This window comes from Kitasatospora sp. NPDC041988 (genome assembly GCF_055588525.1).
In genome coordinates this window covers 20,633-45,997 of sequence record NZ_JBVJCO010000021.1, presented here as the reverse complement: position 1 = coordinate 45,997, position 25,365 = coordinate 20,633, and the positions used below count along the sequence as shown (strand labels likewise).

The following is a 25,365-nucleotide window of genomic DNA, read 5'->3' as shown; positions in this document are numbered from 1 at the left end:
GCCGCCCGGTCAGGCCGGGTGCGCCACCCCGCCGAGAACGTGCTCGCGGCCCCACGCGCCCAGCGGCGCCAGCGCCGCGTTCAGCCGGGCGCCGACCGGCGTCAGCGAGTACTCGACCCGCGGCGGTACCTCGTCGTAGACCTCGCGGTGCACGATGCCGTCCGCCTCCAGCTCGCGGAGGTGGGCGGCGAGCACCTTCTCGGTGATGCCCGGTACCCGGCGGCGCAGCTCGCCGAACCGGCAGTCCGGGCGCTCGTCCAGCGCCCAGAGGATCAGCACCTTCCACTTGCCGCCGATCACGTCCATCGCGGCGTCGATCCCGCAGACGTACGCGCCCGGCCTCGGCACCGTCGCCATGCCCCACCCCTCACCCCGGCCCGACCTGCTTGCTCACTTCAGGGTAACCACCCACTTCGAAGTGCGTACTTGATCACGCCCGGGGCCTGCGACGAGCCTGATCGGCATGACACAGAACATCGTTGACCCCGTTTCGAAGACCCCCGTCACCCTGCTCGGCCTCGGCGCGATGGGCGCCGCGCTCGCCCGCACCTGGCTCGCCGCCGGGCACCCGCTGACCGTCTGGAACCGCACCCCCGCCCGGGCCGAACCGCTCGCCGCGCAGGGCGCCACCGTCGCCGCCACCGCCGCCGAGGCGGTCGCCGCCAACCGGCTGCTCGTCGTCTGCCTGCTGGACGACGCCTCCGTCGACGAGGCGCTGGACGGCGTCGACCTGGCCGGCAAGGACGTGGTCAACCTGATCACCGGCACCCCCGGCCAGGCCCGCGCCCGCGCCGAGTGGGCCCGCGAGCGCGGCGCCCGCTACCTGGACGGCGGGATCATGGCCGTACCGCCGATGATCGGCGTCCCGGCGGCCGGCCCGTACGTCTTCTACAGCGGCTCGCCCGAGCTGTTCGAGGAGCACCGGGACACCCTCGCCGTCCCGGCCGGCACCACCTATGTCGGAGCGGATGCCGGCTTCGCCGCGCTGCACGACGTGGCGCTGCTGAGCGCGATGTACGGCATGTTCGCCGGGGTCGCGCACGCCTTCGCGCTGATCCGCAAGGAGTCCGTCGCCCCCGGCGACCTCGCCCCGCTGCTCACCTCCTGGATCGGTGCGATGGCCGGATCGGCGGCCAGGACCGCCGAGCAGCTGGAGAGCGGCGACTACACCGAGGGCGTCGTCTCCAACCTCGCCATGCAGGTCGCCGGCACGTCCACCCTGCTGCGCACCGCCGAGGAGCAAGGCGTCAGCGCCGAACTGCTCACGCCCTACCTGGCCCTGATGGAGCGGCGCCTCGCCGAGGGCGACGGGGCGGAGGACCTCACCGGGGTGATCGACCTGCTGCGGCGGTAGGCCCGCTACCCCGCCGGGCGGTCGGTGACGGGGCGGCGGCGCAGCGCCGGCTCGGTGAGGGCGGGCGGCTGCCAGACGCCGTCCGGGTGGTAGAGGTCGGTGCCGGGAGGGACGATCGCGTCGATACGGTCGAGGGCGGCATCGTCCAGGACGAGGTCGGCGCCCTTGAGGGCCGCCGCCAACTGCTCCCCGGTGCGCGGGCCGATGATCACCGAGGTGACGGCCGGGTGCGCCAGCGGGAAGGCGAGGGCCAGCTCGGGCAGGGTGCGGCCGAGGTCGTCGGCAAGTGCGGTCAGCTCCTCGACGGCGTCGAGCTTGGCCGCGGTGACCGGCAGTGCCGGGTCGAAGCGGGCCGGGGTGAGGGCGGCCCGGCCGGTGGTGAGGTCGATCGGGCGGTCCTTGCGGTAGCGCCCGGTGAGGAAGCCGGAGGCGAGCGGGCTCCAGGTCAGCGCGCCCATGCCGAGCCGCTGCACCGTCGGCAGCACGTGCCGTTCGATGCCGCGGGCGAGCAGCGAGTACGGCGGCTGCTCGGTGCGGAAGCGCGGCAGGCCGCGGCGGTCGGCGACGTGGTACGCCTCGACGATCTGTTCGGCGGGGAAGGTCGAGCAGCCGAAGGCGCGGATCTTGCCGGCCCGGACGAGGTCGCCGAGCGCGGAGAGGGTCTCCTCGATGTCGGTGGTGTGGTCGGGCCGGTGGACCTGGTAGAGGTCGATCCAGTCGGTCCGCAGCCGCCGCAGGCTCTCCTCCACCTCGCGGACGATCCAGCGGCGGGAGTTGCCGCCCCGGTTGCGGCCCTCGCCCATCGGGAAGTGCACCTTGGTGGCGAGGACGACGTCGTCGCGGTTGCCGCGGCTCTCCAGGGCCTTGCCGACGATCTCCTCGGACTCGCCCGCCGAGTACATGTCGGCGGTGTCGACGAAGTTGATGCCCTGGTCGAGGGCGGTGTGGATGATCCGGGCGCAGTCGTCGTGGTCGGGGTTGCCGACCGCGCCGAACATCATGGTGCCGAGGCAGTAGGCGCTCACCTCGATGCCGGTGCCGCCGAGGACGCGGTAGCGCATGGTTCTGGTCCCCCTGGTGGTGGGTGGGTGGCCGTGTCCCTGGTCGGGATCCGTGCTCCTGGTCCCGACGGTAGGGCCTGGAGTGCGCTCCAGGGCAAGGGACTGCCGGGGCCGGCCTCCGCCGGAATCCGGCCGATGTCCCCCCTGAGGGGGAGGGGCTCCCCTGGGAGGGGGAGGCCGGGCGGGGCGTCCGGTGCGAGCTTGGGGGCATGACAGCAGCGAGCGGTTGGGCGACGGTGCGGGGGGCGGGCGAGCGGGGCGCGCCCGGGCGGGGTGCGGCTGGGCCGGGTGCGTCCGCGTGGGTCGGGGACGGCCGGGGGGTGGCCGTCTGGGGCGTCGCGTACGCGGCCTTCGGGGTCGGCTGCGCGGCGACCGGGACGGCCCTGTTCGGGGTGACCTGGCTGGGGTGGACGGTCGCCACGGTGGGTGTTGCCGCCGCCCTCGCCGGGGCCGCGACGGCGTGGTGCGGGCTGCGCCCGGCGCTGCGGGCGGTGCTCCGGACGCTCTGCGTCCTGGCCGGCGCGGCGGCGTTCAGTCTGCTGATGGACGTCATCACGCTGGTCTTCAGCCAGAACGTGGACAGTTGGCCGAGCGCGGCCCAGCGCGCTCTCTCCGCGCTCGGCGCCGTCCTGCTGGCGGCCACCGCGCGCACCGGCCGTTCGCCCGCCCGGGCGGCCGGAGCAGACGCACTCCCGGCGCCGTCGGCGGCCTCGGGGCAGGTCCAACTGGCCGCCCTGGCCGGGACGGTGGCGTTCGTGCCGTACGCCGTGATGAAGACGACCTGGGCCCTCGGCGGCACCTTCGCCGGTCTGAGCGGGGCCGCGATGCGGGCCGACGCCGAACGCAACGGCGCCTCCGGGCTCTGGCTCACCCTGGCGTCCTGGGGCATCGACGCGACGGCGCTGCTGGCGGCGCTCGGCGTGTTCCTGCTCTGGGGTCTGGTCCGCCCGTGGGGCCAGGTGTTCCCGCGCTGGACGCCGTTGCTGCGCGGCCGTCGCGTCCCCCGCTGGCTGCCGCTCACCCCCGCGCTGCTCGGCGCCGCCACCCTCGCGCCGTACGGGATCTTCGGCATCGGCTACGCGGCGCTCGCCACCATGGGCGTGGTGAGCGTGTCGCGCGGGGAGTTCCCCACCGAGGCGGACGTGCTGCTGGTCTGCTGGATCGGTCTCGGCGCCTTCGCCGTCTACGGCGTGGCCCTCGCGGCCGCCGCGCGTTCGTACTGGCGCCGCACCGGGTGACGGATGGGCGGCGCGCTGGGTGACGGGAGGTCGCCGCGCTGGGTGAAGGGCGGGCGGCGCACCGGGTGACGGATGGGCGGCGCGCTGGGTGACGGGCGGGCGGCGCTGTTTGCGGAACCGGCAACAAAGCTTGCCGGTGGTGCGGGGGCGGTCGCAGCCTGGCGGTGGAGGTGATCGCGGTGAGTGGGGTCGACCAGGCGCTCGCCGCCGCCTCGCTGTGAAGCCGGTACCGATCCGAACGGAGTACGTCATGAACCGACCGCACCATCACGCCCCCGCCCACACCTCGGCGCACCACGGCCACCACACGCCCGCGCCCGACATGGACTGGTCGGCGCTCGCCACCCTCCTGGAGCGCGAGGGCGAACTCAACACCCCGGCATTCGCCCAGGCCGTCCGGTGGCTGCGCGAGTCGGTGGACGGCACCCCCGTCGGGCGGGTGCTGGATGTCGGCAGCGGCCCGGGCGTCGTCGCGGGCCTGCTCGCCGACGCGTTCCCGGCCGCCGAGGTGGTCGCCGTCGACCAGTCGGCCGCGCTGCTGGCCCGCGCCGAGGCCCGCTCGTCCGGCCGGATCACCACCCAGCAGGCCGACCTGCCGGCCGAGTTCGGCCTGCTCGGTGAGGCTGACCTGATCTGGTCGTCCCAGGCGATCCACCATCTCGGCGACCAGCAGGCGGCGTTGACCGCCCTGGCCGGCTCGCTGCGCCCGGGCGGCCTGCTCGCCGTCGCCGAACGCGGGCTGCCGCTGCGGTTCCTGCCGCGGGACCTCGGCCTCGGCCGCCCCGGGCTCCAGGCCCGGATGGACGCCGCCCACGAGGACACCTTCGCCGCGATGCGCGCCCAACTCCCGGGCAGCATCGAGGAGGTGGAGGACTGGCCGGCCATGCTGACCCGGGCCGGCCTGACCCCCGCCGGCTCGCACACCTTCCTCGTCGAGTGGCCGGCCCCGCTCGCCGCCCCGGCCCGCGAGCACCTGCACGCCCATCTCGACCGCCGCCGGGCCCAGTTGGACGAGAGCCTGGACGCCGAGGACCTCGCCACACTGGACGCCCTGCTCGACCGCGACGCCCCCACCGGCATCCTCACCCGCCCCGACGCCTTCTACCTGACCGCCACCACCGTCCACACCGCCCGGGCAGCGGGCTGAGAAGGCCCTGCTGCGGCAGTGATTCGCCGCCCGGGGCCGGCCCCGGGCGCCGTCGGCCGGCCTGGGCGCCGGGGTCAGCCGGCCTGGTCCGGCTTCCGGTGCCGCCCGGTGCCCTTGCGCAACAGCGGCACCGGGGTGTCGGCCTGCGGGAACGCCTCGGCCGGCCCGGTGCGGACGATCAGCGGGTACGCCTCCGCGTAGTTCGCGGCCACGCCGACCGGCTGCCAGGCGAAGCCGTCCCACTCGACCACCAGCCGTGGCACGTCCCGGAGTACGTGGGCACCGCGGCGCGGGCCGGCGGCCAGCGTGATCGCGTCCCGCGTGCCGGGGGCGCGGCGCCGGTCCGCCCGTCGCGCGTACCACTCGGCCAGGGGCTCGTCCTCGGCGCTCACCGCCACCTCCCTCACGTCGGCCGGAGCCGGTCCCGCCAGTCTGGCCGACGGGGGAGGGCGGGTCGAGTCCACGATCGAGTGAAGGTGACTGACCGTCAGAGTCCCGATGCAAGCTTCAGGGTGACGGCTCCGGCGATGATCGAGGCGAAGGAGAGCAGCTTGGGCAGGGTGATCCGCTCCTTGTAGATCAGCGCGCCGAAGACGACGGTGCCGATCGAGCCGAGGCCGGTCCAGATGGTGTAGCCGACGCTGACGTCCAGCGTCCTGAGCGCGAGGCTGAGGGTGAAGATGCCGCCCGCGGCCGCGACCAGGGTGAGGACGGACGGCCAGAGCTTGGTGAAGCCGTTGGTGGCGTTGGTGCCGAGGGCGAAGGCGATCTCGAAGACGACGGCGATCGCGAGGAAGATCCAGGCCATGACGGTGTGCTCCTTGGTCGGTTGGGGTCGGTGGCTGCGCGGGATCAGGCGGTGGCCGGCGGCTCGGAGCCGCTGAGCCTGTCGGCGAGCTTGAGACCGAGCACGCCGCCGATGATCAGGACGAAGGCCGCCGCCTTCCCGAGGTTCATCGACTCGTGGAAGATGACCGAGCCGAGGATGACGGTGCCGACCGAGCCGATCCCGGTCCACACCGTGTAGCCGACGCCGACGTCGAGGGTCTTCAGGGCGAGGCTGAGGAAGAAGATCCCGCCCGCGGCCGCCGCGGCGGTCAGCAGGGACGGGCCCAGGACGGTGAAGCCGTGGGTGGCGTTGGTCGCGAGGGCGAAGACGACCTCGAAGACCGAGGCGATGAGCAGGTAGATCCAGGCCATGGGAACCCCCCGGGTTCGTCGTGACGTTACTTGTTGCATGTATGTGCAAATTAATGTCGACTGGGCAAGAGCATGCATGTACAAGTAATCTGTGTCAACCGCCCCGCCTGTGCCAGGAGCAGCCCATGGACTCGGAACCCAGCCCCACCAGCGGCGACTCGGACGCCGGGACGCCGGAGGACCAGGCGTCGGACTCCCGGATGTGGAGCCGGCTCACCGCGCTGCACGCGCACGTCGAGAGCCGCCTCACCACCGCCCTCCAGCGCCGGCACGGCCTCGGCCTCTCCGAGTACCGCGCCCTCGGCTTCCTCGCCGAGGCCCCCAAGGGCGAGCTGCGCATGCAGGACCTCGCCACCAGCCTCGGCCTCAACCAGAGCTCCGTCACCCGCCTGGTCGCCCGCCTGCACGCCGCGGACTTCACCTACCGGGACCTCTGTCCGGACGACAAGCGCGGCGTCTACACCGTGATCACCGCCACCGGGCGCGCCCGCCACCAGGAGGCCCGCGCCACCTACGAGGAGACCCTCAGCAGCACCCTGGACGAGGAAACCGCGGCCACCCCCGACCTCGCCCCGCTCCTCACTACGGCCCGCCGCTCCCTCGGCTGAGCGCCTCCCTGCCGCGCGCACAGGAAGTCGACCTGGCCGACTTCCTGTGCGGCCCTGCGCCGGGCAGCCGGGCGGTACGGTCGCCGCATGGCAGCTCCGACCCCCGATGTCGTCGTGGTGACCACGACCCACGACGCCGAGTCCAAGGCCCGCACCCTGGCCGCCGCCGTGGTGCGCGAACGCCTGGCCGCGTGCGCGCAGGTCTACCCGGTCCAGTCGGTCTACTGGTGGGACGGCGAGGTGCGGGACAGCCCCGAGTGGCGCGTCGACCTCAAGACCCGCGCCGACCTCGCCGCCCGCCTCACCGCCTTCATCACCGGGCACCACGACTACGACACCCCCGAGGTCGTCGCCGTCCCGGTGATCGCCGGCAGCAGCGACTACCTCGCCTGGGTGGCCGCCGAAACGGCCCCCTGACCCATGCGAGCGGCCCCCGTCGCGCCGTCGCAACGGGGGCCACTCGGCCTACTGCTGTCCCTGCTCGGCTATTCGCCTGCTGGCCTATTCGCCCGCTCGGCTCTTGGCCTGCTCGGCTACTCGCCGCCGAACCGGGTCGACCAGGCCGCCAGGTCCTCGTCGGTGATCTTCGCGAACAGCACCGGCGGCACGGTGAACGCCGTACCCGCCGGCACGAAGTCCAGCGCGCGCGCCTCCTCCGCGCTCACCCATGCCTGCCGGCGCGCCGGCGCCTCCGCGGGCAGCGCGAACGCCTCGCGCATCGCCTGGGCCGCGGCCGGGATGAACGGCTCGGACACCACCGCGTACAGGTGGATCAGGTTCATCGCCGTCCGCAGGGTCAGCGCGGCCGCCTCCGGGTCCGTCTTCACCTGGAGCCACGGAGCCTTCTCGTCCAGGTATGCGTTGCCCGCGCTCCACAGCGTGCGCAGGCTCTGCGCCGCCTTGCGGAAGTTCAGCGCGTCCAGCTGGGTCTCGTACTCGGCCAGCAGCTCGGCGATCTGCGCGCCCAGCCGCTCCTCCGCCTCGCCCGCCGCGTGCCCGGCCGGGACGTCGTCGCCGAACCGCTTGCGGCTGAAGGAGAGCACCCGGTTGACGAAGTTTCCGAGGGTGTCGGCGAGGTCCTTGTTGACCACCGAGGCGAAGAGGTCCCAGGTGAAGCTGGAGTCGTCCGACTCGGGGGCGTGCGCCATCAGGAAGTAGCGCCAGTAGTCGGCCGGCAGCAGCTCCAGCGCGACATCGGTGAAGATGCCCCGCTTCTGGCTGGTCGAGAACTTGCCGCCGTAGTACGTCAGCCAGTTGAAGGCCTTGACGTAGTCGACCTTCTTCCACGGCTTGCGCGAGCCGAGGATGGTCGCGGGGAACATCACCGTGTGGAACGGGACGTTGTCCTTGGCCATGAACTCGGTGTACCGGACGGTCTCGTCGGCCTCGTACCACCAGGACTTCCAGTCCCGGAGCTCGCCGTCCGCCGCCGCGTCCGCCCACTCCTTGGTGGCGCCGATGTACTCGATCGGGGCGTCGAACCAGACGTAGAAGACCTTGCCCTCCGCCGCCAGCTCCGGCCACACGTCGGCCGGCACCGGCACGCCCCACTCCAGGTCACGCGTGATCGCGCGGTCCTGCAGGCCCTCGGTCAGCCACTTGCGGGCGATCGAGGAGGCCAGCACCGGCCACTGGTCGCCGTGCGCGGCCACCCACTCCTCGACCTGGTCGGTCAGCTTCGACTGGAGCAGGAACAGGTGCTTGGTCTCGCGCACCTCCAGGTCCGAGCTGCCGCTGATGGCGGAACGCGGCTCCAGCAGGTCCGTCGGGTCCAGCACCCGGGTGCAGTTCTCGCACTGGTCGCCGCGCGCCTTGTCGTAGCCGCAGTGCGGGCAGGTGCCGACGATGTACCGGTCCGGCAGGAACCGCCCGTCCGTCACCGAGTACACCTGGCGGATCGCCCGCTCCTCGATGAACCCATTGGCGTGCAGCTCGCGCGCGATCTCCTGGGTGATCTCCCGGTTCTGCGGCGACGAGCTGCGCCCGAAGTGGTCGAACGACAGGCGGAACCCGTCGTAGACCGCCTTCTGCTGCTCGTGCGCCTGCGCGCAGAAGTCCGCGACCGGCAGCCCCGCCTCCTGCGCGGCCAGCTCGGCCGGCGTCCCGTGCTCGTCCGTCGCGCAGATGTACAGCACCTCGTGCCCGCGCTGCCGCAGATACCGCGAGTAGACGTCCGCCGGGAGCATCGACCCGACCATGTTGCCCAGGTGCTTGATCCCGTTGATGTACGGAAGGGCGCTGGTGATCAGGTGCCGAGCCATCCTCGGATGCTCCAATTTCTCCCGCACGCACCCCTACCCGGAGTGCCGTGACAGGCGCAGGGTCTGGGGGCCGCAACGGAAGCCAGACGCGTTCGCCGGCTCCCGGGCTGCCACACAGAGCGAAGTTCCACTGTGGGCGCCCCAATCCTATCGAAGCCCGGCCCTCCCCCTCCCGCCCATTTCACGACCCGGACGGCCGGGGCCCCACCGCCCTCAGAGCACCCACGCCGTCGTCGTGGCGTCCGCCGCCACCCAGCCGACGGACTGGCCGCCGGCCGTCACCTCGATGGTGAGCCACTCCCGGCGCGGCCGGTGGTGGCGCTGCCATGCGGTGTGGGCGGCTTCGACGATCTGCCAGAGGTCCTGCGGCCCGGCCGTCGTCACCGTGGCCGGGCCGTCGGGATGGTCCTGCACCTGGGCGGCCGAGCCGTCGACCGGGTCGTGAAGCGTGCCCGCCTGCCGGACGACGTTCGGCGGCAGGTGGAGGGACACCCAGAAGGAGAAGCCGTAGTCGTCCAGGACGCGGGCGCCGACGGCCGTGGTGCGCTGCTGCCCCTCGACGCTCCCGGGGACGGCGGGCGTGGTGGCCGCCCCCGACCGCAGGGGCATGAACGCGGCGGGCGCGGCCAGGAAGCGGCCCACCGCGCGCCCGTCCGGCAGCTTGGTCAGGCAGGCGACGGCCCCGCCGTCCAGCGCACCGCCGATCGGGGCGACGATGGTCCCACCGGGTGCGCACTGGTCGAGCCAGGCTTGCGGGATGCGCCGGACGGAGCAGGTGGCGATGATCCGGTCGTACGGGGCGCCGCCGGGGTGCCCGGCGGCGCCGTCAGCCGCGAGGACGTCCGGCTCGAAGCTGACCTCGCGAAGGCGGTCCCGGGCAGCGGTGACCAGCGGAGCGGCGCAGTCGAGGGTGGTGACGTTCTCCGCGCCCGCGAGGTGGCAGAGCAGCGCGGCGTTGTAACCGGTACCGGTGCCGATCTCCAGCACCCGGTCGCCCAGGCGGATGTCCAGGGCGTCGAGCATGTCGGCCATCAGACTCGGCAGCGTGGAGGAGGACGTCGCCGTTCCGCCCACGTCATCCACTTCGGTGACCAGCACCCGGTTCGCATAGACCTCGCGCAGCCACACCTCACCGTCCGCACTCGTGAGGCGGCCCGTGCGGTCGGAGGAGTGGAACACCGGCACGAACGGGTGCCGGGGCACATTCAGGAACGCCTCCACCACCCGCGAGGAGAGGACGGCACTGCAGCGCTCGATGTCGGAGACGAGCCCGACCCGGGCGTGGAGGATCCGGCTCTCGGTCTCCACGGTTTCGGTCATGTGTCGGTTCCTTGCAGGTAGTCGCAGATGGCGGCGGTGATGGGCAGTCCGGTCGCCTGCTCGATGAACCCGTACTGCCCGTTGGGATTCACCTCCAGGAACGTCCAGTCACCCGACGCCGTGACAACGAAGTCGAACGCGCCGTACGGAAGGCCGAGTTGGTCGAGCACGCGGTGAACTCCAGCCGCCACGTGTGCCGGTGGCTCGCAGACGCGGTAGGTCAGGCTGTCGTAGTCGCTGCGCCAGTCCACGCGGGCGGCTGCCGAGCCCGCGTGGATCTGGGCGGCGAACAACCTGCGGCCGACGACAGTCAGTCGGACCTCGTGCGCCTTGGGCACCCACTCCTGGAACAGATGGGCCGTGGTGGCGATGGAGGGGTGGCCGGCATCGCCGGGCCGGAGCAGGCCCGCGTAGACCGCCACCGACTGCCCGTCGACCGTCCCCCGGATCGGAGTGAAGGGCTTGTAGACCACCGGCGTACCGATCCGCTCGGCGAACGCCGCTGCCTCCACCGGACTATTGGTGATCAGCGTTCGAGGAACGCGTAGCCCGCACTCGGCCGCGACGCGGAGTTGGAGCGGCTTGTACTCGGCATCCGCAGCCCGGCCCGGAGGCGGCAGCCACCGGGCCGGAAGCGCCGACAGAAGCCCGCCGAATCCGCGTCGCGCCTCGGCCATCGCCACCGCCCGTGCCTCCCGGGGCATGGACTCCGGAAACTCGCAGGGCGTGGGCCGGCGATAGTAGACCGCACGGACAGTGGCCAGGTCGAGCGTGCGGCGGTCCGTGGCGAGCGTGCCGCGCCAACCGTTCCCGTCGAGGCCGGCCGCCAGGGCCAGCCTCGACGGGAACCAGGCCGTGTCGGCTCGGAAGACGGGCACCGCACGCCGGTTCAGCTCCTCGATCACGAGATCTGCGGTCGGATCGAACGCCCCCGTGAGGACGAGGACAGCGCCGGAAGTCGCCATCTCAGTCGTTGCTGCTTCCCGGGTCGTCCGGCGCGTCCATCTGGCCGCTCGGCTGGGTCGGGCCGAAGGTCTTGGGCGGCGCGCTGGTCAGGTAGACGCCGGGCGGCAGGCCTTCGTAGGTGCAGGTCTGCGAGTCCTCGTCGTACGCGAGGTCGGCCGGCAGGATGCCGCCGGCACCGGTGACCGGGACGAGGAAGCGGAACGCGAACGGGTTTGCGGGCCCGAGCTGGTCGTCCAGCGCGGGCAGCGGCGTGGCTCCGGCCGTGCTCAGCGGCAGCCGCGACTCGGGCCGGTCGAAGGCGTGGCCGCTCTGGGGGTGGCGGTTCAAGGTTGCGATGGACATGAATCTCCCTCTCTCTGCGCGTTGTTGTTCACAAGCCGCGCGACGACTACCCGCGTGCCGCCTGCCAGTCGAAGAAGCCACCGGGCGCGTCGTCCGGTGGAATGAGGTCGGAGGCGCGGACGACCCGTTCCCGCCCACCCCTCAACGGCCGGACGTAGACGCTGAACTGGCAGATCTCCATCACCTCGACGGCGGCCCCGGTCCCGCGCTCGTACACCCGCTGCCCGGCCCTGGGCACCCATGCCTCAGCCACGGCCGATCCCGTCGCTGAGCCGGCGAACGAGTCGATCGGACGGCACCGTCCGTCGCGGCCCAGCCGGCTGGAAGAGCGGGTGCACGACGGCCACCCCGCCGTCCTCGCTGACCAGTTCGACGAGAGAACCAGTCGTCAGGTCCAGCCGGATCGGGCTGTTCTGGATCCTGTGAAGCGTTGACGCCCAGTCGCGCCGACTGTGCGGCACCGCCGGCTCGGGCTGTGGCGATCTCGTGGCTTCGGCCATGTCGTGGCTCCCCGTGACGGTGGCTCCTCTGGACGGGAACCAAGGTAGGCCGGAAAACCCGAGGCCTTACATAGATTTCCAGTTCCGGAAAGAATCTGTGTCGGGGCCCTTGGAGAGGGGGCTGCGTGCAGCCGCTTTCTATCCTTGCAAATACTCGTCTCGAATTTGCTCAACCAGCAGCCGCATCAAGTCGCCGGTAGCGGCCATCTCTGCGAATCTGTCAAACTTGTCCAGATAGGAGGAGACATCCCGGGGGTCGGTTACGACGAGTTCGGCATGGACTGTCTCCACCGTCACTACTCGGTCGTCTCGGATCACGAACGAGTGCCCTGGCACGTCCACCTGCTCCGCCGCGAGTGGAACGACCCGGATATCGATGTTGGGCAGCCGGGACACGGAGATGATTCTGTCGAGCTGCCCGGCCATCATCGCAGGTGGAAGTATGCGCCAGCGAAGAACCGGCTCGGTGATGACGAAGCTCAGAGTCTTGGCGGAGTCATAGATGACTCCTTGCCGCTCGATCCGAGCGCTGACTGTACGGCTGAGAGATTCATCTCCCAGGTTCTTCCTGGTCAGAATGGATCGGACATATTCCGGAGTCTGCAACAGGCCTGGGACCAATGATGGCTGGAACAGCTTCAGTGCGGTCATGGATTGGTCGAGCGCCATGATCTGCTGCTGCTTCCTGTGGTAGCCGAGACGCCGGTACTCGCGCCACGCCACGGCTTCCGTGGCTGCTGCCCGGGCTGCCGCCAGGTACTCCGTCTTGACCTCGTCCGAAACGCCTATGGCGGTGAGGATGCGATCGACGTCCATGACCGTCGGCGCCACCCGCCCGTTCTCGATCTTGCTCAGCTTGCTCGCAGACATGACGGCGCTGCGGGCGATGGCCTTGGCTTCGTTGCCGGATGCCTGCCGCAGTGCCCGCAGCGCCGTTCCCAGGTTGGTTCTGTTCACTCGCTGTGCTTTGCCCACCATTCGGCGAACGGCTCCGCGTGCGCCAGCGCGACGTCCCGGTAGGCGACGAATTCGCGCACGCGCTCGACAGTCAGGAAGTCCGCGCCGAGGTACTTTCCGTGATCGTCGTAGTTCATGGCTCCGATGGTCCGGTTGTCGAACATCCAGAAATCCGGTGCATCCGGGATCGGGTTCTCCCGGTCGGTCGTGTCGAGGATGAAGAACTCCTCGCCGGCTTCAACGTTCCGCCGATAGCCCCACCCGAGTTCAAACCGGAGGTACGGTGTGAGCGGGCGGGAGAGGATGTGGACCCGATACATGCGCTTGCCCGCATCGGTGGCATTGCGCACGGTGTCCAGCCATGCCGCCGACTTGAACGACTCGGGTTGGGGCTCGCCGGCGAGAAAGGCTTGGTAGGCGTCGATTCCACCGGACTGGCTGTAGTCGTCGAGGGTCTCCAGCCTGAACGCCTCCGCCTCGAACTCATCGAACCACTGGGCAAGCGTCCTAGATGAGGTTGTCACGGATGGCCTTTCGGATGAGGTCAGCCGGGATCTCCACGACCGTCTCGTGCCCGGGAAGTTCCAGACCGTGGTTCGCCGGAGTCTCGCCCTGGACGAGAATGGTCCCTCGGTCGGTGGCGTACAACGTCGGACATTCTCCGTCTTCGCACGAGCTGACGAGCTTTCGGACCAGCACGGTGCCCCCTCTGCAAGGTTCCGGTGTCAGCGCCGATCCTCCCGGGCCTTGAGAGTGGGGCGCAAGGGGGCAGAGTTTCCACTACTGGAAACCGGCAGGGAGAGTTGATCGAACGGATAGTCCACGTTCGTGCGGGAGTTCGCATGTCCGGTGGCCCCTTGCGCAAGGGGCCACCGAAGCGGCTCATCAGGCGACGAAGTGGTCGAACTCGCCGGCCTTCACTCCGAGGAGGAAGGCCTCCCACTTGCGGGGGGTGGTGCGGACGATGATGTCGCCGGTGTCGGGGTCGCGGATCTCGACCATGCCGTCGGCGGTGCGGACTTCGAGGGACTCCTCGGGTCCGCCGCCGGGCGAGGACTTCTGCCAGTCGTTCATGCCGGCCTCCCGTGGTGATCGTGTTGGACGGGCCTGTATGAGAGGTGTGCCAGGTGGGTCAGACGGTGAACTCGCCCTTCCTTATGCCGTCGACAAGGTCTCGCCACTCCTGGTGAGTGAGGACAGCGGGCGGTGCATCGCGGGCGAGGCTGCTTCGGATGAGTACGGCATCCGGGGTGATCGCTACTTCGGGGCAGTTGTTGCCCTGGCCGCAGATGCTGGGGGTTCGCCAGTCGAGCTCTTCCATGCTTCTCCCATCAGGATGTCTTCAGAAGATCATCGATGAAGGTGGCCGAGTCGACAGGGCTGAGTGCCGATCTCTCCATGGCGTCCAGCGTCTCCCGGTAGTTCCCGAGCTGGTTCGAATCATCGATGAAGATCGGCCCGTGGACGGAATCGACCTGCACGGTGTCCAGCCGTGGGACGGCGCCTCCGACGTGGAGGATCGCGTGCCCCGCGCCGGCGAACCCGGGAGCATCGAAGGTGATGACCCGGATGGTGATGTTGGGGCGTTCGATCATCGAGCGGATGTGCTCAAGCTGAGCCCGAGCGACTTCTCTCCCGCCGAACCGCATACGCAGAGCCGCTTCATGGACGATCGCCTCGTACTGAACGGCGTCCGGTCTGGTGAGGACTTGTGTGCGGTCCATTCGGTGTGAGATTCGGGCCCAGAGGTCGCGGGCCGGGAGGCGCGGGTGGACGATCTCGAAGATTGCGCGGGCGGTCTCTTCGGTCTGCAGCAGGCCTGGAGCGTGGCCGATCTGAAGAGTCCTTATCCGGCCGACGGCCCGGTGTTCGAGCTCCGAGATGTCGAGAAGTCCGGCCGGCAGGACGCCTCGGTACTCCTCCCACCAGCCCTTTCCGCGTTCGGCGGCGATGTCGGCCAACGCTTCGACGTAAGCGGAGTCGCCCTCCTGGTACTCGCAGGCGAGAGTGCGGACGCGGTCAGGCGAGACCGGGTAGAGCCCTTTCTCGATCTGGGTGATCTTCGTTCGATCGAGCCCGAGGGTCGATGCAGCGTCAGCGCTGGTCTTTCGGGCGGAGTCGCGCATCTTCCGCAGCTCCAGGCCAACGCGCATCTGACGGGCGCTCGGTGTACTCCTCGGCGGCATGCGGGCAGTCTCCCGTGTCCGGGTGGGGCAGTCCACTTGGCTCGGTGGGACAAGGTAGCTATGGGGCACAAGTTCCCCAAAATGAACCGGCACTAATGCCTCTGTTCGTGTGGCATGAGCGCCCCTTCATGCCCTACGTTATGTAGCGAACCGCTTACGCGAAGTGCTGTCAGTGGTCCCGAAGTGCACCCCGGATGGGCGAGTGCAGGCTGCCGACGCCTGCCCTCCTCATCGTCGGCGGGGGCAGGCCACGGGTGGATGGCCCTTCGTCAACACCCTCACCTCAACTGGACTGGAGACAGTCGATGTTGCTTCCCCTCATGCGCCCGCTCGAATCCGACCCCGTCCGCGAGTTCCGGCTCGACCTCTTCCCGCCGGCCGTCCCGGAGATGGTCGGGGCGCTCCGCCGACTCCTCCGGGACACCCTCCGCACCATCGGCCTGGACCCCGACGCCCCCTGCCTCATCCTCTCCGAGCTGGTCACCAACGCCCTGGTGCACGGCGACGGCCCCCCGACCGTCGTGCTCGAACTCCGTTGCGGGAGGCTCTACATCACCGTTTCCGACGCCTCCGTCGATCCGGTCATCCGGCGTACGTCGGATGGCACTCGAACGAGCGGGCGGGGGCTTGACCTCGTGGACGCGCTTGCCGATGAGTGGGGTGTGGAACTCATCGGGTCGTACGGCAAGGCAGTCTGGGCAGTTGCGGCGGTCGGTGGCTGATGGATGTCGTGGCGCTGGCGGGTCTCTTCGTCTCCGTGGTCTATGTCGGAGTCCTCGCACAGATCACCGCGAGCCATCAGCCGCGCGAAAGGCGCACTGTCACAAGGGACTTGGACTCGGACGGCTCGTCCGTCAGTGCTGAGCAGCAGGTGCGCGGCTATCCGGCGGTCAGCCGCTCGGTCAGGCGCTCACGTGCGGCCGGCCACTCGTCGGCGAGCATCGAGAAGTAGGCGGTGTCCCGCCATACCCCGTTGGCCCGCAGCTTCTCCCGTCGGTGGGTGCCTTCGTACTGCGCGCCCAGCCGCTGGATGGCGTTGCGCGAGCGGTCGTTGAGTGCGTCCGTCTTCCACATCACCCGGCCCATGCCCAGCTCCTCGAAGGCGTGGACGAGCAGCAGCAGCTTGGACTCGGTGTTGATCGCCGTCCGCCACACCGACTGCGCGTACCAGGTGCCGCCGATCTCGACCAGCTCGTCCACGGCGCTGAAGTCGTAGTACCCGGTGATCCCGACGGCGCGCCCGCTCGCGAGGTCGATCACCGCGAACTTCACGGCGTTCCCCGCGGCCACCTCGCCGAGCCGGACGTCGAGGATCGCGCCGAGCTCCTCCTCGGTGGCCGGCGGGAGGAACGGGATCCAGCGCCAGACGTCCGGGTCCGGCCCCACGGTGGCCCAGAGGTCGGGGAGGTGGCCCCGGCTCAGCGGCTCCAGGCGGACGTGGTGGCCGGTCAGGGTCACGGGGGCAGGCAGCTTCGCAGTCATGATCCCGAAAGTAGCGCCACTCTGCACTAGATGCAATGGGTTGTTGCACTAGTGCAGAGAGGAATCCCCAAAGAGAAGGCCCTGCGGGACGCGTAGTCCCGCAGGGCCTCTCAACCGCGAAGAGTCAGGCTCAGATGAACGAGTTGATCTGGATCGTCTCGTACCGGCCCGGGCCGACGCCGATGGCGGAGATCGGCGCGCCCGACATCTCCTCCAGCGCCTTCACGTAGGCCTGCGCGTTCTTCGGCAGGTCGGCGAAGGTCTGGGCCTTGCTGAGGTCCTCGGTCCAGCCCGGCAGCGTCTCGTAGATCGGCTTGGCGTGGTGGAAGTCCGACTGGTTGTACGGCAGCTCCTCGACCCGCTTGCCGTCGATCTCGTACGCGACGCAGACCGGGATCTGCTCCCAGCCGGTGAGCACGTCGAGCTTGGTGAGGAAGAAGTCGGTGAGGCCGTTGACCCGGGTCGCGTAGCGCGCGATCACCGCGTCGAACCAGCCGCAGCGGCGGTCGCGGCCGGTGGTGACACCGCGCTCGCCGCCGATCCGGCGCAGGGCCTCGCCGTCGGCGTCCAGCAGCTCGGTCGGGAACGGGCCCGAGCCGACGCGGGTGGTGTACGCCTTCAGGATGCCGATGACCCGGTCGATCTTGGTCGGGCCGATGCCGGCGCCGGTGCAGGCGCCGCCCGCGGTCGGGTTCGACGAGGTCACGAAGGGGTACGTGCCGTGGTCGACGTCGAGCAGGGTGCCCTGGCCGCCCTCCAGCAGGACGACCTTCCCCGCCTTCAGCGCCTCGTCCAGGACGAGCGTGGTGTCGGCCAGGAACGGCTTGATCTTGTCCGCGTAGCCGAGGTACTCCTCCAGCACCAGCTCGGCCGGGATGGCGCGGCGGTTGTAGAGCTTGACCAGCAGCTGGTTCTTGTCGTGCAGCGCGGCTTCGATCTTCTGCTGCAGGATCGACTCGTCGAAGAGGTCCTGCACGCGGATGCCGACGCGGTTGATCTTGTCCGCGTAGGTCGGACCGATGCCGCGGCCGGTGGTGCCGATCCGGCGCTTGCCGAGGAAGCGCTCGGTGACCTTGTCCAGGGTGCGGTGGTACGGCGTGATCAGGTGGGCGTTGCCCGAGATCAGCAGCTTGGAGGTGTCGATGCCGCGCTCGTTCAGGCCGCTGAGCTCGGAGAGCAGCACGCCCGGGTCGATGACGACGCCGTTGCCGATCACCGGCGTCACATTCGGGCTGAGGATGCCGGAAGGGAGCAGATGCAGGGCATACTTCTGGTCGCCGATGACCACCGTGTGACCGGCGTTGTTGCCGCCCTGGTAGCGGACGACGTAGTCGACGGAGCCACCGAGGAGGTCGGTCGCCTTCCCCTTGCCCTCGTCCCCCCACTGAGCGCCAACGAGCACGAGTGCCGGCACAGGCGTACACCCCTTCCGGTTGGGGCATCCTGCGTAGGCCGCAGTCTGCCCCGAGATAGACGAAGCCCCTGGCGCAATAGCGCAAGGGGCTCTTGCACCGAGAGATTACCTGAGGAAGGACCGGTCGTGTCGTCCCTGTCCACGCCTGCAACCGGCGGCCCCGAGCCGCTCCTGCTGCTCCTCGACCCGGCGGCCCGGCAGACCGACGGCGAGTCGGTGCGGATCGCGAAGGACGTCCTCTGCGGAGGGGCGGACGTCAAGGTGGCGTATCCGGAGAGCCCGTCCGAGCTCGACCGGGTGCTTTCGCACCGGGGCCGGCGGCGACCGGTGGTGATCGGTTCCGATCTTGCGCTGCAACGGGTGCTCCAGGCCCTGTACCGGCAGCGTGAGCTGGGAGCGGACCCGGTGGGCATGGTTCCGGTGGGCCGGGCGAACGAGCTGGTGGCGGCCCGTGCGCTGGGTGTTCCGGGGGAGCCGGTGCCGGCGGCCCGGGCGGTGCTCTCGGGCGTGCCGCGCAAGCTCGACCTGCTGGTGGACGACGGCGGTGGGGTGGCGCTCGGCGGGGTGCGGATCTCCGGTGGCGGCGCGCGCCGGGTGGTGGGCCGGACGGGTGGCTGGCGTTCGCTATGGGCGAAACTGGCTGCGGCCGAGCAGGGGATCTCACTCACCTCCGAAGCCGGAGCGGCCGGAGCGGCCGGAGCGGCCGGCAAGGGCGAGCACAGCTCCCGGCTCCGCATCGAGGCGGACGGAAAGCTCCTCGCCGACGTCCACCGCCCGGTCCGGGTGGTCCAGGTGACCCTGCCGGCCGGCGAGGCGGTCGGCGCCGGCGTGATGGAGATCGTCGTCCGCGCGCCGGGCGCACTGGTGCGCGCCCGGGCGGCGAGCATCTCGGTGGCCGGGCGCGGCTTCGGCTACGAGGTCGACGGCCACCCGGTGGGCCCGGTCCGCGCCCGCACCTGGACGGTCCACCCGGGCGCCTGGGGGCTGCTGCTGCCCGCGGTCTGAGCCCGGATGAGGCCGGGTGAGCAGGCTCACGTTCCCCGCCGTTCACCTGCGCGCCGTCCGCACACGGAACGCACCGACGACGCACCGGCAGCGCACCAACGGGCGCGAACCGCAAGGCCAAGCGCCCCTCGGCCGAATTCCGGCCTCCCGAAATCCGCACCGGGTAAGGGGTTTTGTCTACGCGCGTTGCCGAACGATCGCCCAACAATCCCGGCCGCCCGGGTTCCGGAAGCCTGTGCCAACTGCCCTAGACTCGAAGGCGTGCCACGTGGTGACGGAAGACTCAACCACGATCTTCTTCCCGGCGAGAAAGGCCCCCAGGACGCTTGCGGCGTCTTCGGTGTCTGGGCTCCCGGCGAGGAGGTCGCCAAGCTCACGTTCTTCGGCCTTTACGCCCTGCAGCACCGCGGTCAGGAATCCGCGGGCATCGCAGTGAGCAACGGCTCCCAGATTCTCGTCTTCAAGGACATGGGACTTGTCTCCCAGGTCTTCGACGAGGCCTCCCTGGGGTCGTTGCACGGGCATATCGCCGTCGGACACGCCCGCTACTCGACCACCGGTTCCTCGGTCTGGGAGAACGCCCAGCCGACCTTCCGGGCGACCGTTCACGGTTCGCTGGCCCTCGGGCACAACGGAAACCTGGTGAACACCGCCGAACTGGCGGCCATGGTCGCCGAACTCCCCGGCGAGGAGCACGTCTCCCGCTCGGGCCGGACGGCCGCGACCAACGACACCGACCTGGTGACCGCCCTGCTCGCAGGCCACCCGGACCTCTCCATCGAGGAGACGGCCAAGCTGGTCCTGCCCAAGGTCAAGGGCGCGTTCTCGCTCGTCTTCATGGACGAGCACACGCTCTACGCCGCCCGTGACCCGCAGGGCATCCGCCCGCTGGTGCTCGGCCGGCTGGAGCGCGGCTGGGTCGTCGCCTCCGAGACGGCGGCGCTCGACATCTGCGGCGCCTCCTTCATCCGCGAGGTCGAGCCCGGCGAGCTCATCGCCATCGACGAGAACGGCATGCGGACCTCCCGCTTCGCCGAGGCCAAGCCCAAGGGCTGCGTCTTCGAGTACGTCTACCTGGCCCGCCCCGACACCTCCATCGCCGGCCGCAACGTGCACCTCTCCCGCGTGGAGATGGGCCGCAGGCTCGCCGTCGAGGCGCCCGTCGAGGCCGACCTGGTGATAGCGACCCCGGAGTCCGGCACGCCGGCCGCCATCGGCTACGCCGAGGCCAGCGGGATCCCGTACGGCTCCGGCCTGGTGAAGAACGCCTACGTGGGCCGTACCTTCATCCAGCCCAGCCAGACCATCCGCCAGCTGGGCATCCGGCTCAAGCTCAACCCGCTGCGCGAGGTCATCCAGGGCAAGCGCCTGGTCGTCGTGGACGACTCGATCGTCCGCGGCAACACCCAGCGCGCGCTGGTGAAGATGCTGCGCGAGGCCGGCGCGGCCGAGGTCCACATCCGGATCTCCTCGCCGCCGGTGAAGTGGCCCTGCTTCTTCGGCATCGACTTCGCCACCCGCGCGGAGCTGATCGCCAACGGCATGACCATCGAGGAGATCGGCCGCACCCTCGGCGCGGACTCCCTCTCCTACATCTCGATCGACGGCATGATCGAGGCCACCAAGCAGCCGAAGGACCGGCTCTGCCGGGCCTGCTTCGACGGGGAGTACCCGATGGAGCTGCCCGACCCGGCGCTGCTCGGCAAGCTCCTCCTGGAGGCAGAGATCAAGGGCAGCCAGCAGCCCCCGGCGGTCCGTGGCAAGCCGACCAGCGGCAGCGACGTGGACGGCGTCCAGTCCCTGCTCGGCGGAGCGGGCGCGGCCGACGCCCTGCGCCGCCCGTAACGACCCGACGGTGGGGTCCCGGAACCCGGGGCCCCACCGCTGTTCCATCCCCCTGACCCACGAGGGCACCAAGACCCGCGGGGGCACAGACCCGAAAGGGCCGCACCGCAGTGACCACGAACCAGAACGGCGCCACCTACGCCGCCGCCGGCGTCGACATCGAGGCGGGCGACCGCGCCGTCGAGCTCATGAAGCAGTGGGTGAAGAAGGCCAACCGCCCCGAGGTGGTCGGCGGCCTCGGCGGCTTCGCCGGGCTCTTCGACGCGTCCGCCTTCAAGCGCTACGAGCGGCCGCTGCTGGCCTCGGCCACCGACGGTGTGGGCACCAAGGTCGCCATCGCCGCCGCCATGGACAAGCACGACACCATCGGCCACGACCTGGTCGGCATGGTCGTGGACGACCTGGTGGTGTGCGGCGCCGAGCCGCTGTTCATGACCGACTACATCTGCGTCGGCAAGGTCGTGCCGGAGCGGGTCGCCGCGATCGTCAAGGGCATCGCCGAGGGCTGCGCGCTGGCCGGCTGCGCCCTCGTCGGCGGTGAGACCGCCGAGCACCCGGGCCTGCTCGGGCCGGACGAGTACGACGTCGCGGGCGCCGGTACCGGTGTGGTCGAGGCCGACGCGCTGCTGGGCGCGGAGCGCGTCCGGGCCGGCGACGTGGTGATCGCGATGGCCGCCTCCGGCCTGCACTCCAACGGCTACTCGCTGGTCCGCCACGTGCTGCTGAACGAGGCCGGCTGGAAGCTGGACCGCAAGGTCGAGGAGTTCGGCCGCACCCTCGGCGAGGAGCTGCTGGAGCCGACCCGGATCTACTCGCTGGACTGCCTGGCGCTCACCCGGGCCACCGAGATCCACGCCTTCTCGCACGTCACCGGCGGCGGCCTGGCGGCCAACCTGGCCCGGGTCGTCCCGGACGGCCTGCACGCCCGCCTGGACCGCGGCACCTGGACCCCGCTGCCGGTCTTCCAGACCGTCGCCGAGGTCGGCAAGGTGGCCACCCTGGAGATCGAGAAGACGCTCAACATGGGCGTCGGCATGGTCGCGGTCGTCCCGCCGCACTCGGTGGACGTCGTGCTGTCAATCCTGGAGGACCGCGGCGTCGAGGCCTGGCTGCTCGGCGACATCGTCGACCGTGCGGACGAGCACGACGGCGGCGCGGCGCTCTACAACGCGTACGAGGGCTTCACGGCGGGCTGAGCAGACCGCTGAGAGCACGGCAAAGAGGGCCCCTCCGGTGGAGGGGCCCTCTTGCACGGCCGGCACGGCTGCCCTCGGGTGGACCACCCGGCGGGCCCGCCGAAAACCGGCCCGGCGCCCAATGGCGTCCGGGCCGGTCAGGCCAGACTGGGACTACGCGCGACGGCGGGCCTGGGAGGGCCCGGTGCCCGAATCGGTGTCCTCGTCCTCGTCGTCGTCGGCGTAGCGAGCCGCGTACTCCGCGTAGGGGTCGTCGTCCTCGTCTTCCTCGATCGGCTCAGGCTCGATCGAGGCGGTGGACGGCGATACGCCCAGCTCGCTGGAGAGACGATTGGCGTCGAACCCGCCGCTGTTGTACTTCAGCTCGCGGGCGACCTTCGTCTGCTTGGCCTTGGCCCGGCCGCGCCCCATGGGTCGACCCCCTCAACGATGGGGCTCACGGCCCCGAGTCTGACACGTGTTCATGATCAAGAGCGGCCTGCCCGAATGGGGAGAACCGTCCCTTGGAGCATTAACGGTACCTGTTTCTGCCGCTGGACGGTACGTCGTCGGTGTGACGTGGCGCGCACCGGCCGCACCCGCGACCGGGTCGTCCCAGGTCAGGGGAGGTTTTGCGGCGTTTTGCGCGCTGTCCGTAGGTATCTCAGGTCCGTCGTTCCCGGATCGATTATCCCCCCTAGGGGGGCCTTGGATCACCCGATCGGGCGCAGAAGTGAGAATCCGGTTTCACATCGTGATGCGCGGGGGGCGATGGGCCCCTCCTGCCCGACGGCGGGCAAGGAGGGAGGGTCGACCCCCGCGCATCATCGGACGGCTCTGCCGGATCAGGCGCGGCGGGCGCCGGGCAGCAGCACCGAGCGGAGCGCACTGATCTCGCGCATCCGCTTCTCGGCCAGGCGGTCGGCGGCGACGGCCGGCGGGACGCCGTCGGCGGCGGCCCGGGTGAAGATCTCCAGGGTGGTGTCGAAGATCTTGGTCGCCTTGTTCTTGGCCCGCTCGAAGTTGAAGCCCTCGATCTCGTCGGCGACCTGGATCACGCCGCCCGAGTTCACCAGGTAGTCCGGGGCGTAGAGGATGCCGCGGTCGGCGAGGTCCTTCTCGACGCCCGGGTGGGCCAGCTGGTTGTTGGCCGCACCGCAGACCACGGAGGTGCCGAGCTCGCCGAGCGCGGCCACCGAGGCGTCGGTGAGGGCGCCGCCGAGGGCGCAGGGGGCGTAGACGTCCAGCTTGGCCTGGAGCAGGGCGGCGGTGTCGGCGACCACCTCCACCTCCGGGTGAGCGGCGCGCACGCGGTTGACGGCGGCCTCGGAGACGTCGGTGACGACGACGGTGGCGCCGTCCGCGACCAGGTGGCCGACCAGGTAGTGGCCGACCTTGCCGACGCCCGCGACGCCGACCCGCTTGCCGCGCAGCGTCGGCTGGCCCCAGCGGGCCTGGGCGGAGGCGCGCATGCCCTGGAACACGCCGAACGCGGTCAGGATGGAGGAGTCGCCGGCGCCGCCGTTCTCGGGCGAGCGGCCGGTGACGAACTCGGTCTCGCGCGCGATGACGTCCATGTCCTGCACGTAGGTGCCGACGTCGCAGGCGGTGATGTAGCGGCCGCGCAACGACTCGACGAAGCGGCCGTAGGCGCGGAGCATCGCCTCGTTCTTGTCCTTGTTCGGGTCGCCGATGATGACGGCCTTGCCGCCGCCGAGGTCGAGGCCGGCGAGCGCGTTCTTGTAGGACATGCCGCGCGAGAGGTTCAGCGCGTCCTCCAGAGCCGCCTCCTCGGAGGCGTACGGGAAGAAGCGGGTACCGCCGAGGGCCGGGCCCAGTGCGGTGGAGTGGATGGCGATGATCGCCTTGAGCCCGGAGCTGCGGTCGTGGCAGAGGACGACCTGCTCGTGGCCGTCGCCGGGGGCGCCGTCCTGCTCGGTACGGAAGATCCTGCTGAGCACACCGGGTGCGGGGTGCGTGGCGGATGCGGTCTGTACGTCGGTCACTGTGGTGACTCCAGTATCCGAGGCCCGCTGCTGTGGTGCGGGCGCCTAAGGCGAAGCGTAGTCGCGAGGGCGCCCGGGATCCGCCGTTGTGTCCGAGCCCGGGGCGGCTGTCCGCGTGGTGAGACGGGGGCGCGTGGAGTGCGTCCGCGAACGGCTCCCGGCCGGAGGCCTCCCGGCGGAGGGCCGGTGCGTGCGACGATGCAGAACGTGACCGTCGTACGCACCTCCGTACTTCCGCCCTACGCCGCGCACCTGCGGGTCTACGAGCCGCTGGCCGCCTACCCGGAGCCCGACCGGGCACGCTGGCAGGCCTACGCGGCGGAGCACGGCCCGGACGCGGCGGAGGCCGGGCAACCGGTGGCCGCGGCGGTGCTGGAGGAGCAGCGGGCCGCGCTGGCGGAGCTGGTCGGCCGGACGCCGCGGCCGCTGCCGGAGCGGGAGAGCGAGCGGGCCTTCGTGCGCTCGCTGGACGGGGTGCTGTACGTCTGCCCGTGGGCGACCCGGCTGCGGAGCTGGCAGGCGCTGGAGGAGCTTCGGACGGGGGCGCCGGTGGCGTTGGTGGACACCGCGCTGCCGCCGGCGACCCGGGCGGCCGCGGAGGCGGACCGGGAGCGCTGGCGGGCCGAGCACCCGGACGCCCGGCCGTGGATCCTGACCAGCCGCTGGGAGGTGCCGGTGCGGTGGTTCCTGCCGTTCGGGGAGGAGGACCGCTGTTTCGTGCCGGCGGGGGCGGCGGAAGAGGGGAGCGGGGAGGAAGGGGAGAAGGCGGCGCTGTTCTACCTGACGCCGATGGCGCAGGCGCGCCGGCGGGTGGCCCGGGCGTACCGGGCGCTGCGCGAGGCGGTGCCGGAAGGGGAGCTGGTGCGCGGGGCGGAGCAGGTCGGGCGGTGGCTGGAGGAGTTCCACCCGCGCTCGCTGGTGGAGCTGGACTACGGGGGGCTGGTACATCTGTTGGGGCCGGAGCGGCTGCTGGCGGACCGTTCGGCGGGGGAGCTGGAGGACGGGCTGCGGGCGCTGCGGGCGGGGGACGCGGCGGAGGCGGTGCGGGCGTACGAGGAGCTGACGGGGCGCTGGCGGCGGGTGCTGGCGCTGCGGTACGCGAACTGACCGCGTCCGGGGCCGGGTCGGTGTCCGGGCCGGAGGTCGGCGGTGCCTGCTGAGGGGGCGTCATTGCTGGCCGGGCCGGGTGTCGGTGGTACTTGTAAGACTGGAAGGGTCCTACGGCCTGATCGGCATGACCAAGGTCCCGGTTCGGGTCAATACCTGTCGAACGTGACACTACTCACCGTTGACGCGAA

At 70.9% G+C, this 25,365-nt stretch carries 30 protein-coding genes; 10 read left to right on the top strand and 20 right to left on the bottom strand.

Translation table 11 applies throughout. The annotated features are described in order from the left end of the window. Positions 1-9 precede the first annotated feature (9 nt). Positions 10-357, bottom strand: coding sequence for a winged helix-turn-helix transcriptional regulator (locus ACZ6NC_RS21605; RefSeq protein ID WP_465735084.1), 348 nt, complete (start codon positions 355-357; stop codon positions 10-12). Positions 358-463: 106 nt separating this feature from the next. On the opposite strand from ACZ6NC_RS21605, the gene ACZ6NC_RS21600 reads away from it, so the two are divergent. Beyond that, complete coding sequence (locus ACZ6NC_RS21600) at positions 464-1,354, top strand: NAD(P)-dependent oxidoreductase (protein ID WP_465735082.1); 891 nt, start codon at positions 464-466, stop codon at positions 1,352-1,354. A gap of 5 nt (positions 1,355-1,359) precedes the next feature. Here the strand turns inward: ACZ6NC_RS21600 and ACZ6NC_RS21595 are convergent, their stop codons facing one another. Beyond that, positions 1,360-2,415 carry an aldo/keto reductase gene (locus ACZ6NC_RS21595; RefSeq protein WP_465735080.1) on the bottom strand — a complete coding sequence of 352 codons (1,056 nt, stop codon included), beginning with the start codon at positions 2,413-2,415 and terminating at the stop codon, positions 1,360-1,362. 320 nt (positions 2,416-2,735) lie between these two features. On the opposite strand from ACZ6NC_RS21595, the gene ACZ6NC_RS21590 reads away from it, so the two are divergent. Further along, a complete protein-coding gene (locus ACZ6NC_RS21590; RefSeq protein WP_465735078.1) occupies positions 2,736-3,653 on the top strand; it encodes a hypothetical protein in 918 nt (305 codons plus the stop codon). 250 nt (positions 3,654-3,903) lie between these two features. Beyond that, positions 3,904-4,800: a class I SAM-dependent methyltransferase gene (locus tag ACZ6NC_RS21585; protein ID WP_465735076.1), complete on the top strand. Its 897-nt coding sequence runs from the start codon at positions 3,904-3,906 to the stop codon at positions 4,798-4,800. 74 nt (positions 4,801-4,874) lie between these two features. Here ACZ6NC_RS21585 and ACZ6NC_RS21580 read toward each other — a convergent pair whose 3' ends face one another. The 3 genes from ACZ6NC_RS21580 to ACZ6NC_RS21570 all read right to left on the bottom strand — a co-directional run bounded on the left by ACZ6NC_RS21580 (position 4,875) and on the right by ACZ6NC_RS21570 (position 6,000). Further along, on the bottom strand, positions 4,875-5,192 hold the full coding sequence (locus ACZ6NC_RS21580) for a DUF6087 family protein (RefSeq protein WP_465735074.1): 318 nt from the start codon (positions 5,190-5,192) through the stop codon (positions 4,875-4,877). A gap of 95 nt (positions 5,193-5,287) precedes the next feature. Further along, the gene (locus ACZ6NC_RS21575; RefSeq protein WP_465735072.1) at positions 5,288-5,608 is read right to left on the bottom strand and encodes a DMT family transporter; all 321 of its coding nucleotides are present in this window, start codon (positions 5,606-5,608) and stop codon (positions 5,288-5,290) included. 44 nt (positions 5,609-5,652) lie between these two features. Next, positions 5,653-6,000 carry a DMT family transporter gene (locus tag ACZ6NC_RS21570; protein WP_465735070.1) on the bottom strand — a complete coding sequence of 116 codons (348 nt, stop codon included), beginning with the start codon at positions 5,998-6,000 and terminating at the stop codon, positions 5,653-5,655. Positions 6,001-6,125: 125 nt separating this feature from the next. On the opposite strand from ACZ6NC_RS21570, the gene ACZ6NC_RS21565 reads away from it, so the two are divergent. Continuing rightward, positions 6,126-6,608 carry a MarR family winged helix-turn-helix transcriptional regulator gene (locus ACZ6NC_RS21565; protein WP_465735068.1) on the top strand — a complete coding sequence of 161 codons (483 nt, stop codon included), beginning with the start codon at positions 6,126-6,128 and terminating at the stop codon, positions 6,606-6,608. An 87-nt stretch (positions 6,609-6,695) separates the two neighbouring features. Continuing rightward, complete coding sequence (gene cutA, locus ACZ6NC_RS21560; RefSeq protein WP_465735066.1) at positions 6,696-7,025, top strand: divalent-cation tolerance protein CutA; 330 nt, start codon at positions 6,696-6,698, stop codon at positions 7,023-7,025. Between the two features lie 116 nt (positions 7,026-7,141). On the opposite strand, the gene metG is transcribed toward cutA, so the two are convergent. From metG to ACZ6NC_RS21505, 11 genes are all read right to left on the bottom strand, one after another. Continuing rightward, the gene (gene metG, locus ACZ6NC_RS21555) at positions 7,142-8,869 is read right to left on the bottom strand and encodes a methionine--tRNA ligase (protein ID WP_465735064.1); all 1,728 of its coding nucleotides are present in this window, start codon (positions 8,867-8,869) and stop codon (positions 7,142-7,144) included. A 213-nt stretch (positions 8,870-9,082) separates the two neighbouring features. After that, a complete protein-coding gene (locus ACZ6NC_RS21550; RefSeq protein ID WP_465735062.1) occupies positions 9,083-10,189 on the bottom strand; it encodes a methyltransferase domain-containing protein in 1,107 nt (368 codons plus the stop codon). Next, positions 10,186-11,154: an ATP-grasp ribosomal peptide maturase gene (tgmB, locus tag ACZ6NC_RS21545; RefSeq protein WP_465735060.1), complete on the bottom strand. Its 969-nt coding sequence runs from the start codon at positions 11,152-11,154 to the stop codon at positions 10,186-10,188. The genes ACZ6NC_RS21550 and tgmB overlap by 4 nt, the downstream gene beginning before the upstream one ends. Position 11,155: 1 nt before the next feature. After that, positions 11,156-11,497, bottom strand: coding sequence for a hypothetical protein (locus tag ACZ6NC_RS21540; RefSeq protein ID WP_465735059.1), 342 nt, complete (start codon positions 11,495-11,497; stop codon positions 11,156-11,158). Between the two features lie 46 nt (positions 11,498-11,543). After that, positions 11,544-11,750: a hypothetical protein gene (locus ACZ6NC_RS21535; protein ID WP_405360839.1), complete on the bottom strand. Its 207-nt coding sequence runs from the start codon at positions 11,748-11,750 to the stop codon at positions 11,544-11,546. Between the two features lie 385 nt (positions 11,751-12,135). Continuing rightward, the gene (locus tag ACZ6NC_RS21530) at positions 12,136-12,954 is read right to left on the bottom strand and encodes a helix-turn-helix domain-containing protein (protein ID WP_465735057.1); all 819 of its coding nucleotides are present in this window, start codon (positions 12,952-12,954) and stop codon (positions 12,136-12,138) included. Continuing rightward, positions 12,951-13,478 carry a DUF6879 family protein gene (locus ACZ6NC_RS21525; RefSeq protein ID WP_465735055.1) on the bottom strand — a complete coding sequence of 176 codons (528 nt, stop codon included), beginning with the start codon at positions 13,476-13,478 and terminating at the stop codon, positions 12,951-12,953. The genes ACZ6NC_RS21530 and ACZ6NC_RS21525 overlap by 4 nt, the downstream gene beginning before the upstream one ends. After that, entirely contained in the window at positions 13,462-13,653 is a 192-nt protein-coding gene (locus ACZ6NC_RS21520) for a hypothetical protein (protein WP_465735053.1), read from the bottom strand. Before ACZ6NC_RS21520 ends, ACZ6NC_RS21525 begins: the two co-directional genes overlap by 17 nt. A 186-nt stretch (positions 13,654-13,839) precedes the next feature. Next, positions 13,840-14,028, bottom strand: coding sequence for a DUF397 domain-containing protein (locus ACZ6NC_RS21515; protein WP_465546761.1), 189 nt, complete (start codon positions 14,026-14,028; stop codon positions 13,840-13,842). A 58-nt stretch (positions 14,029-14,086) separates the two neighbouring features. Beyond that, entirely contained in the window at positions 14,087-14,275 is a 189-nt protein-coding gene (locus ACZ6NC_RS21510) for a DUF397 domain-containing protein (protein ID WP_465735051.1), read from the bottom strand. A gap of 10 nt (positions 14,276-14,285) precedes the next feature. Further along, positions 14,286-15,107, bottom strand: coding sequence for a helix-turn-helix domain-containing protein (locus tag ACZ6NC_RS21505; protein WP_465735049.1), 822 nt, complete (start codon positions 15,105-15,107; stop codon positions 14,286-14,288). A gap of 353 nt (positions 15,108-15,460) precedes the next feature. Here ACZ6NC_RS21505 and ACZ6NC_RS21500 point away from each other — a divergent pair, with 353 nt between their 5' ends. Next, complete coding sequence (locus ACZ6NC_RS21500; protein WP_465735047.1) at positions 15,461-15,862, top strand: ATP-binding protein; 402 nt, start codon at positions 15,461-15,463, stop codon at positions 15,860-15,862. Positions 15,863-16,019: 157 nt separating this feature from the next. On the opposite strand, the gene ACZ6NC_RS21495 is transcribed toward ACZ6NC_RS21500, so the two are convergent. Together ACZ6NC_RS21495 and ACZ6NC_RS21490 are read right to left on the bottom strand one after the other, a co-directional pair. Continuing rightward, positions 16,020-16,622 (bottom strand): GNAT family N-acetyltransferase, encoded by a 603-nt coding sequence (locus ACZ6NC_RS21495; RefSeq protein ID WP_465735045.1) that lies wholly within the window; start codon positions 16,620-16,622, stop codon positions 16,020-16,022. A gap of 130 nt (positions 16,623-16,752) precedes the next feature. Next, positions 16,753-18,036 (bottom strand): adenylosuccinate synthase, encoded by a 1,284-nt coding sequence (locus ACZ6NC_RS21490; protein ID WP_465735043.1) that lies wholly within the window; start codon positions 18,034-18,036, stop codon positions 16,753-16,755. Between the two features lie 126 nt (positions 18,037-18,162). On the opposite strand from ACZ6NC_RS21490, the gene ACZ6NC_RS21485 reads away from it, so the two are divergent. The 3 genes from ACZ6NC_RS21485 to purM all read left to right on the top strand — a co-directional run bounded on the left by ACZ6NC_RS21485 (position 18,163) and on the right by purM (position 22,082). Next, positions 18,163-19,041, top strand: a complete 879-nt coding sequence (locus ACZ6NC_RS21485; protein ID WP_465735041.1) for a diacylglycerol kinase family protein — start codon at positions 18,163-18,165, stop codon at positions 19,039-19,041. A gap of 261 nt (positions 19,042-19,302) precedes the next feature. Next, positions 19,303-20,886 carry an amidophosphoribosyltransferase gene (purF, locus tag ACZ6NC_RS21480; protein WP_465735039.1) on the top strand — a complete coding sequence of 528 codons (1,584 nt, stop codon included), beginning with the start codon at positions 19,303-19,305 and terminating at the stop codon, positions 20,884-20,886. Positions 20,887-20,996: 110 nt separating this feature from the next. Continuing rightward, positions 20,997-22,082, top strand: a complete 1,086-nt coding sequence (gene purM / locus ACZ6NC_RS21475; protein ID WP_465735037.1) for a phosphoribosylformylglycinamidine cyclo-ligase — start codon at positions 20,997-20,999, stop codon at positions 22,080-22,082. 153 nt (positions 22,083-22,235) lie between these two features. Here purM and ACZ6NC_RS21470 read toward each other — a convergent pair whose 3' ends face one another. Further along, positions 22,236-22,493 (bottom strand): DUF3073 domain-containing protein, encoded by a 258-nt coding sequence (locus ACZ6NC_RS21470; RefSeq protein ID WP_465735035.1) that lies wholly within the window; start codon positions 22,491-22,493, stop codon positions 22,236-22,238. A 413-nt stretch (positions 22,494-22,906) separates the two neighbouring features. After that, positions 22,907-24,067: a Glu/Leu/Phe/Val dehydrogenase dimerization domain-containing protein gene (locus ACZ6NC_RS21465; protein ID WP_465735034.1), complete on the bottom strand. Its 1,161-nt coding sequence runs from the start codon at positions 24,065-24,067 to the stop codon at positions 22,907-22,909. Positions 24,068-24,274: 207 nt separating this feature from the next. On the opposite strand from ACZ6NC_RS21465, the gene ACZ6NC_RS21460 reads away from it, so the two are divergent. Beyond that, positions 24,275-25,174: a DUF8083 family protein gene (locus ACZ6NC_RS21460; protein ID WP_465735032.1), complete on the top strand. Its 900-nt coding sequence runs from the start codon at positions 24,275-24,277 to the stop codon at positions 25,172-25,174. Positions 25,175-25,365: the final 191 nt, after the last annotated feature.

Coding starts and splice junctions, on each gene's coding strand:
- ACZ6NC_RS21605 (WP_465735084.1), bottom strand. CDS start 357: ATGGCGACGGTGCCGAGGCCGGGCGCGTACGTCTGCGGGATCGACGCC.
- ACZ6NC_RS21600 (WP_465735082.1), top strand. CDS start 464: ATGACACAGAACATCGTTGACCCCGTTTCGAAGACCCCCGTCACCCTG.
- ACZ6NC_RS21595 (WP_465735080.1), bottom strand. CDS start 2,415: ATGCGCTACCGCGTCCTCGGCGGCACCGGCATCGAGGTGAGCGCCTAC.
- ACZ6NC_RS21585 (WP_465735076.1), top strand. CDS start 3,904: ATGAACCGACCGCACCATCACGCCCCCGCCCACACCTCGGCGCACCAC.
- ACZ6NC_RS21575 (WP_465735072.1), bottom strand. CDS start 5,608: ATGGCCTGGATCTTCCTCGCGATCGCCGTCGTCTTCGAGATCGCCTTC.
- ACZ6NC_RS21570 (WP_465735070.1), bottom strand. CDS start 6,000: ATGGCCTGGATCTACCTGCTCATCGCCTCGGTCTTCGAGGTCGTCTTC.
- ACZ6NC_RS21565 (WP_465735068.1), top strand. CDS start 6,126: ATGGACTCGGAACCCAGCCCCACCAGCGGCGACTCGGACGCCGGGACG.
- cutA (WP_465735066.1), top strand. CDS start 6,696: ATGGCAGCTCCGACCCCCGATGTCGTCGTGGTGACCACGACCCACGAC.
- metG (WP_465735064.1), bottom strand. CDS start 8,869: ATGGCTCGGCACCTGATCACCAGCGCCCTTCCGTACATCAACGGGATC.
- ACZ6NC_RS21550 (WP_465735062.1), bottom strand. CDS start 10,189: ATGACCGAAACCGTGGAGACCGAGAGCCGGATCCTCCACGCCCGGGTC.
- tgmB (WP_465735060.1), bottom strand. CDS start 11,154: ATGGCGACTTCCGGCGCTGTCCTCGTCCTCACGGGGGCGTTCGATCCG.
- ACZ6NC_RS21540 (WP_465735059.1), bottom strand. CDS start 11,497: ATGTCCATCGCAACCTTGAACCGCCACCCCCAGAGCGGCCACGCCTTC.
- ACZ6NC_RS21515 (WP_465546761.1), bottom strand. CDS start 14,028: ATGAACGACTGGCAGAAGTCCTCGCCCGGCGGCGGACCCGAGGAGTCC.
- ACZ6NC_RS21510 (WP_465735051.1), bottom strand. CDS start 14,275: ATGGAAGAGCTCGACTGGCGAACCCCCAGCATCTGCGGCCAGGGCAAC.
- ACZ6NC_RS21505 (WP_465735049.1), bottom strand. CDS start 15,107: ATGCGCGTTGGCCTGGAGCTGCGGAAGATGCGCGACTCCGCCCGAAAG.
- ACZ6NC_RS21500 (WP_465735047.1), top strand. CDS start 15,461: ATGCGCCCGCTCGAATCCGACCCCGTCCGCGAGTTCCGGCTCGACCTC.
- ACZ6NC_RS21495 (WP_465735045.1), bottom strand. CDS start 16,622: ATGACTGCGAAGCTGCCTGCCCCCGTGACCCTGACCGGCCACCACGTC.
- ACZ6NC_RS21470 (WP_465735035.1), bottom strand. CDS start 22,493: ATGGGGCGCGGCCGGGCCAAGGCCAAGCAGACGAAGGTCGCCCGCGAG.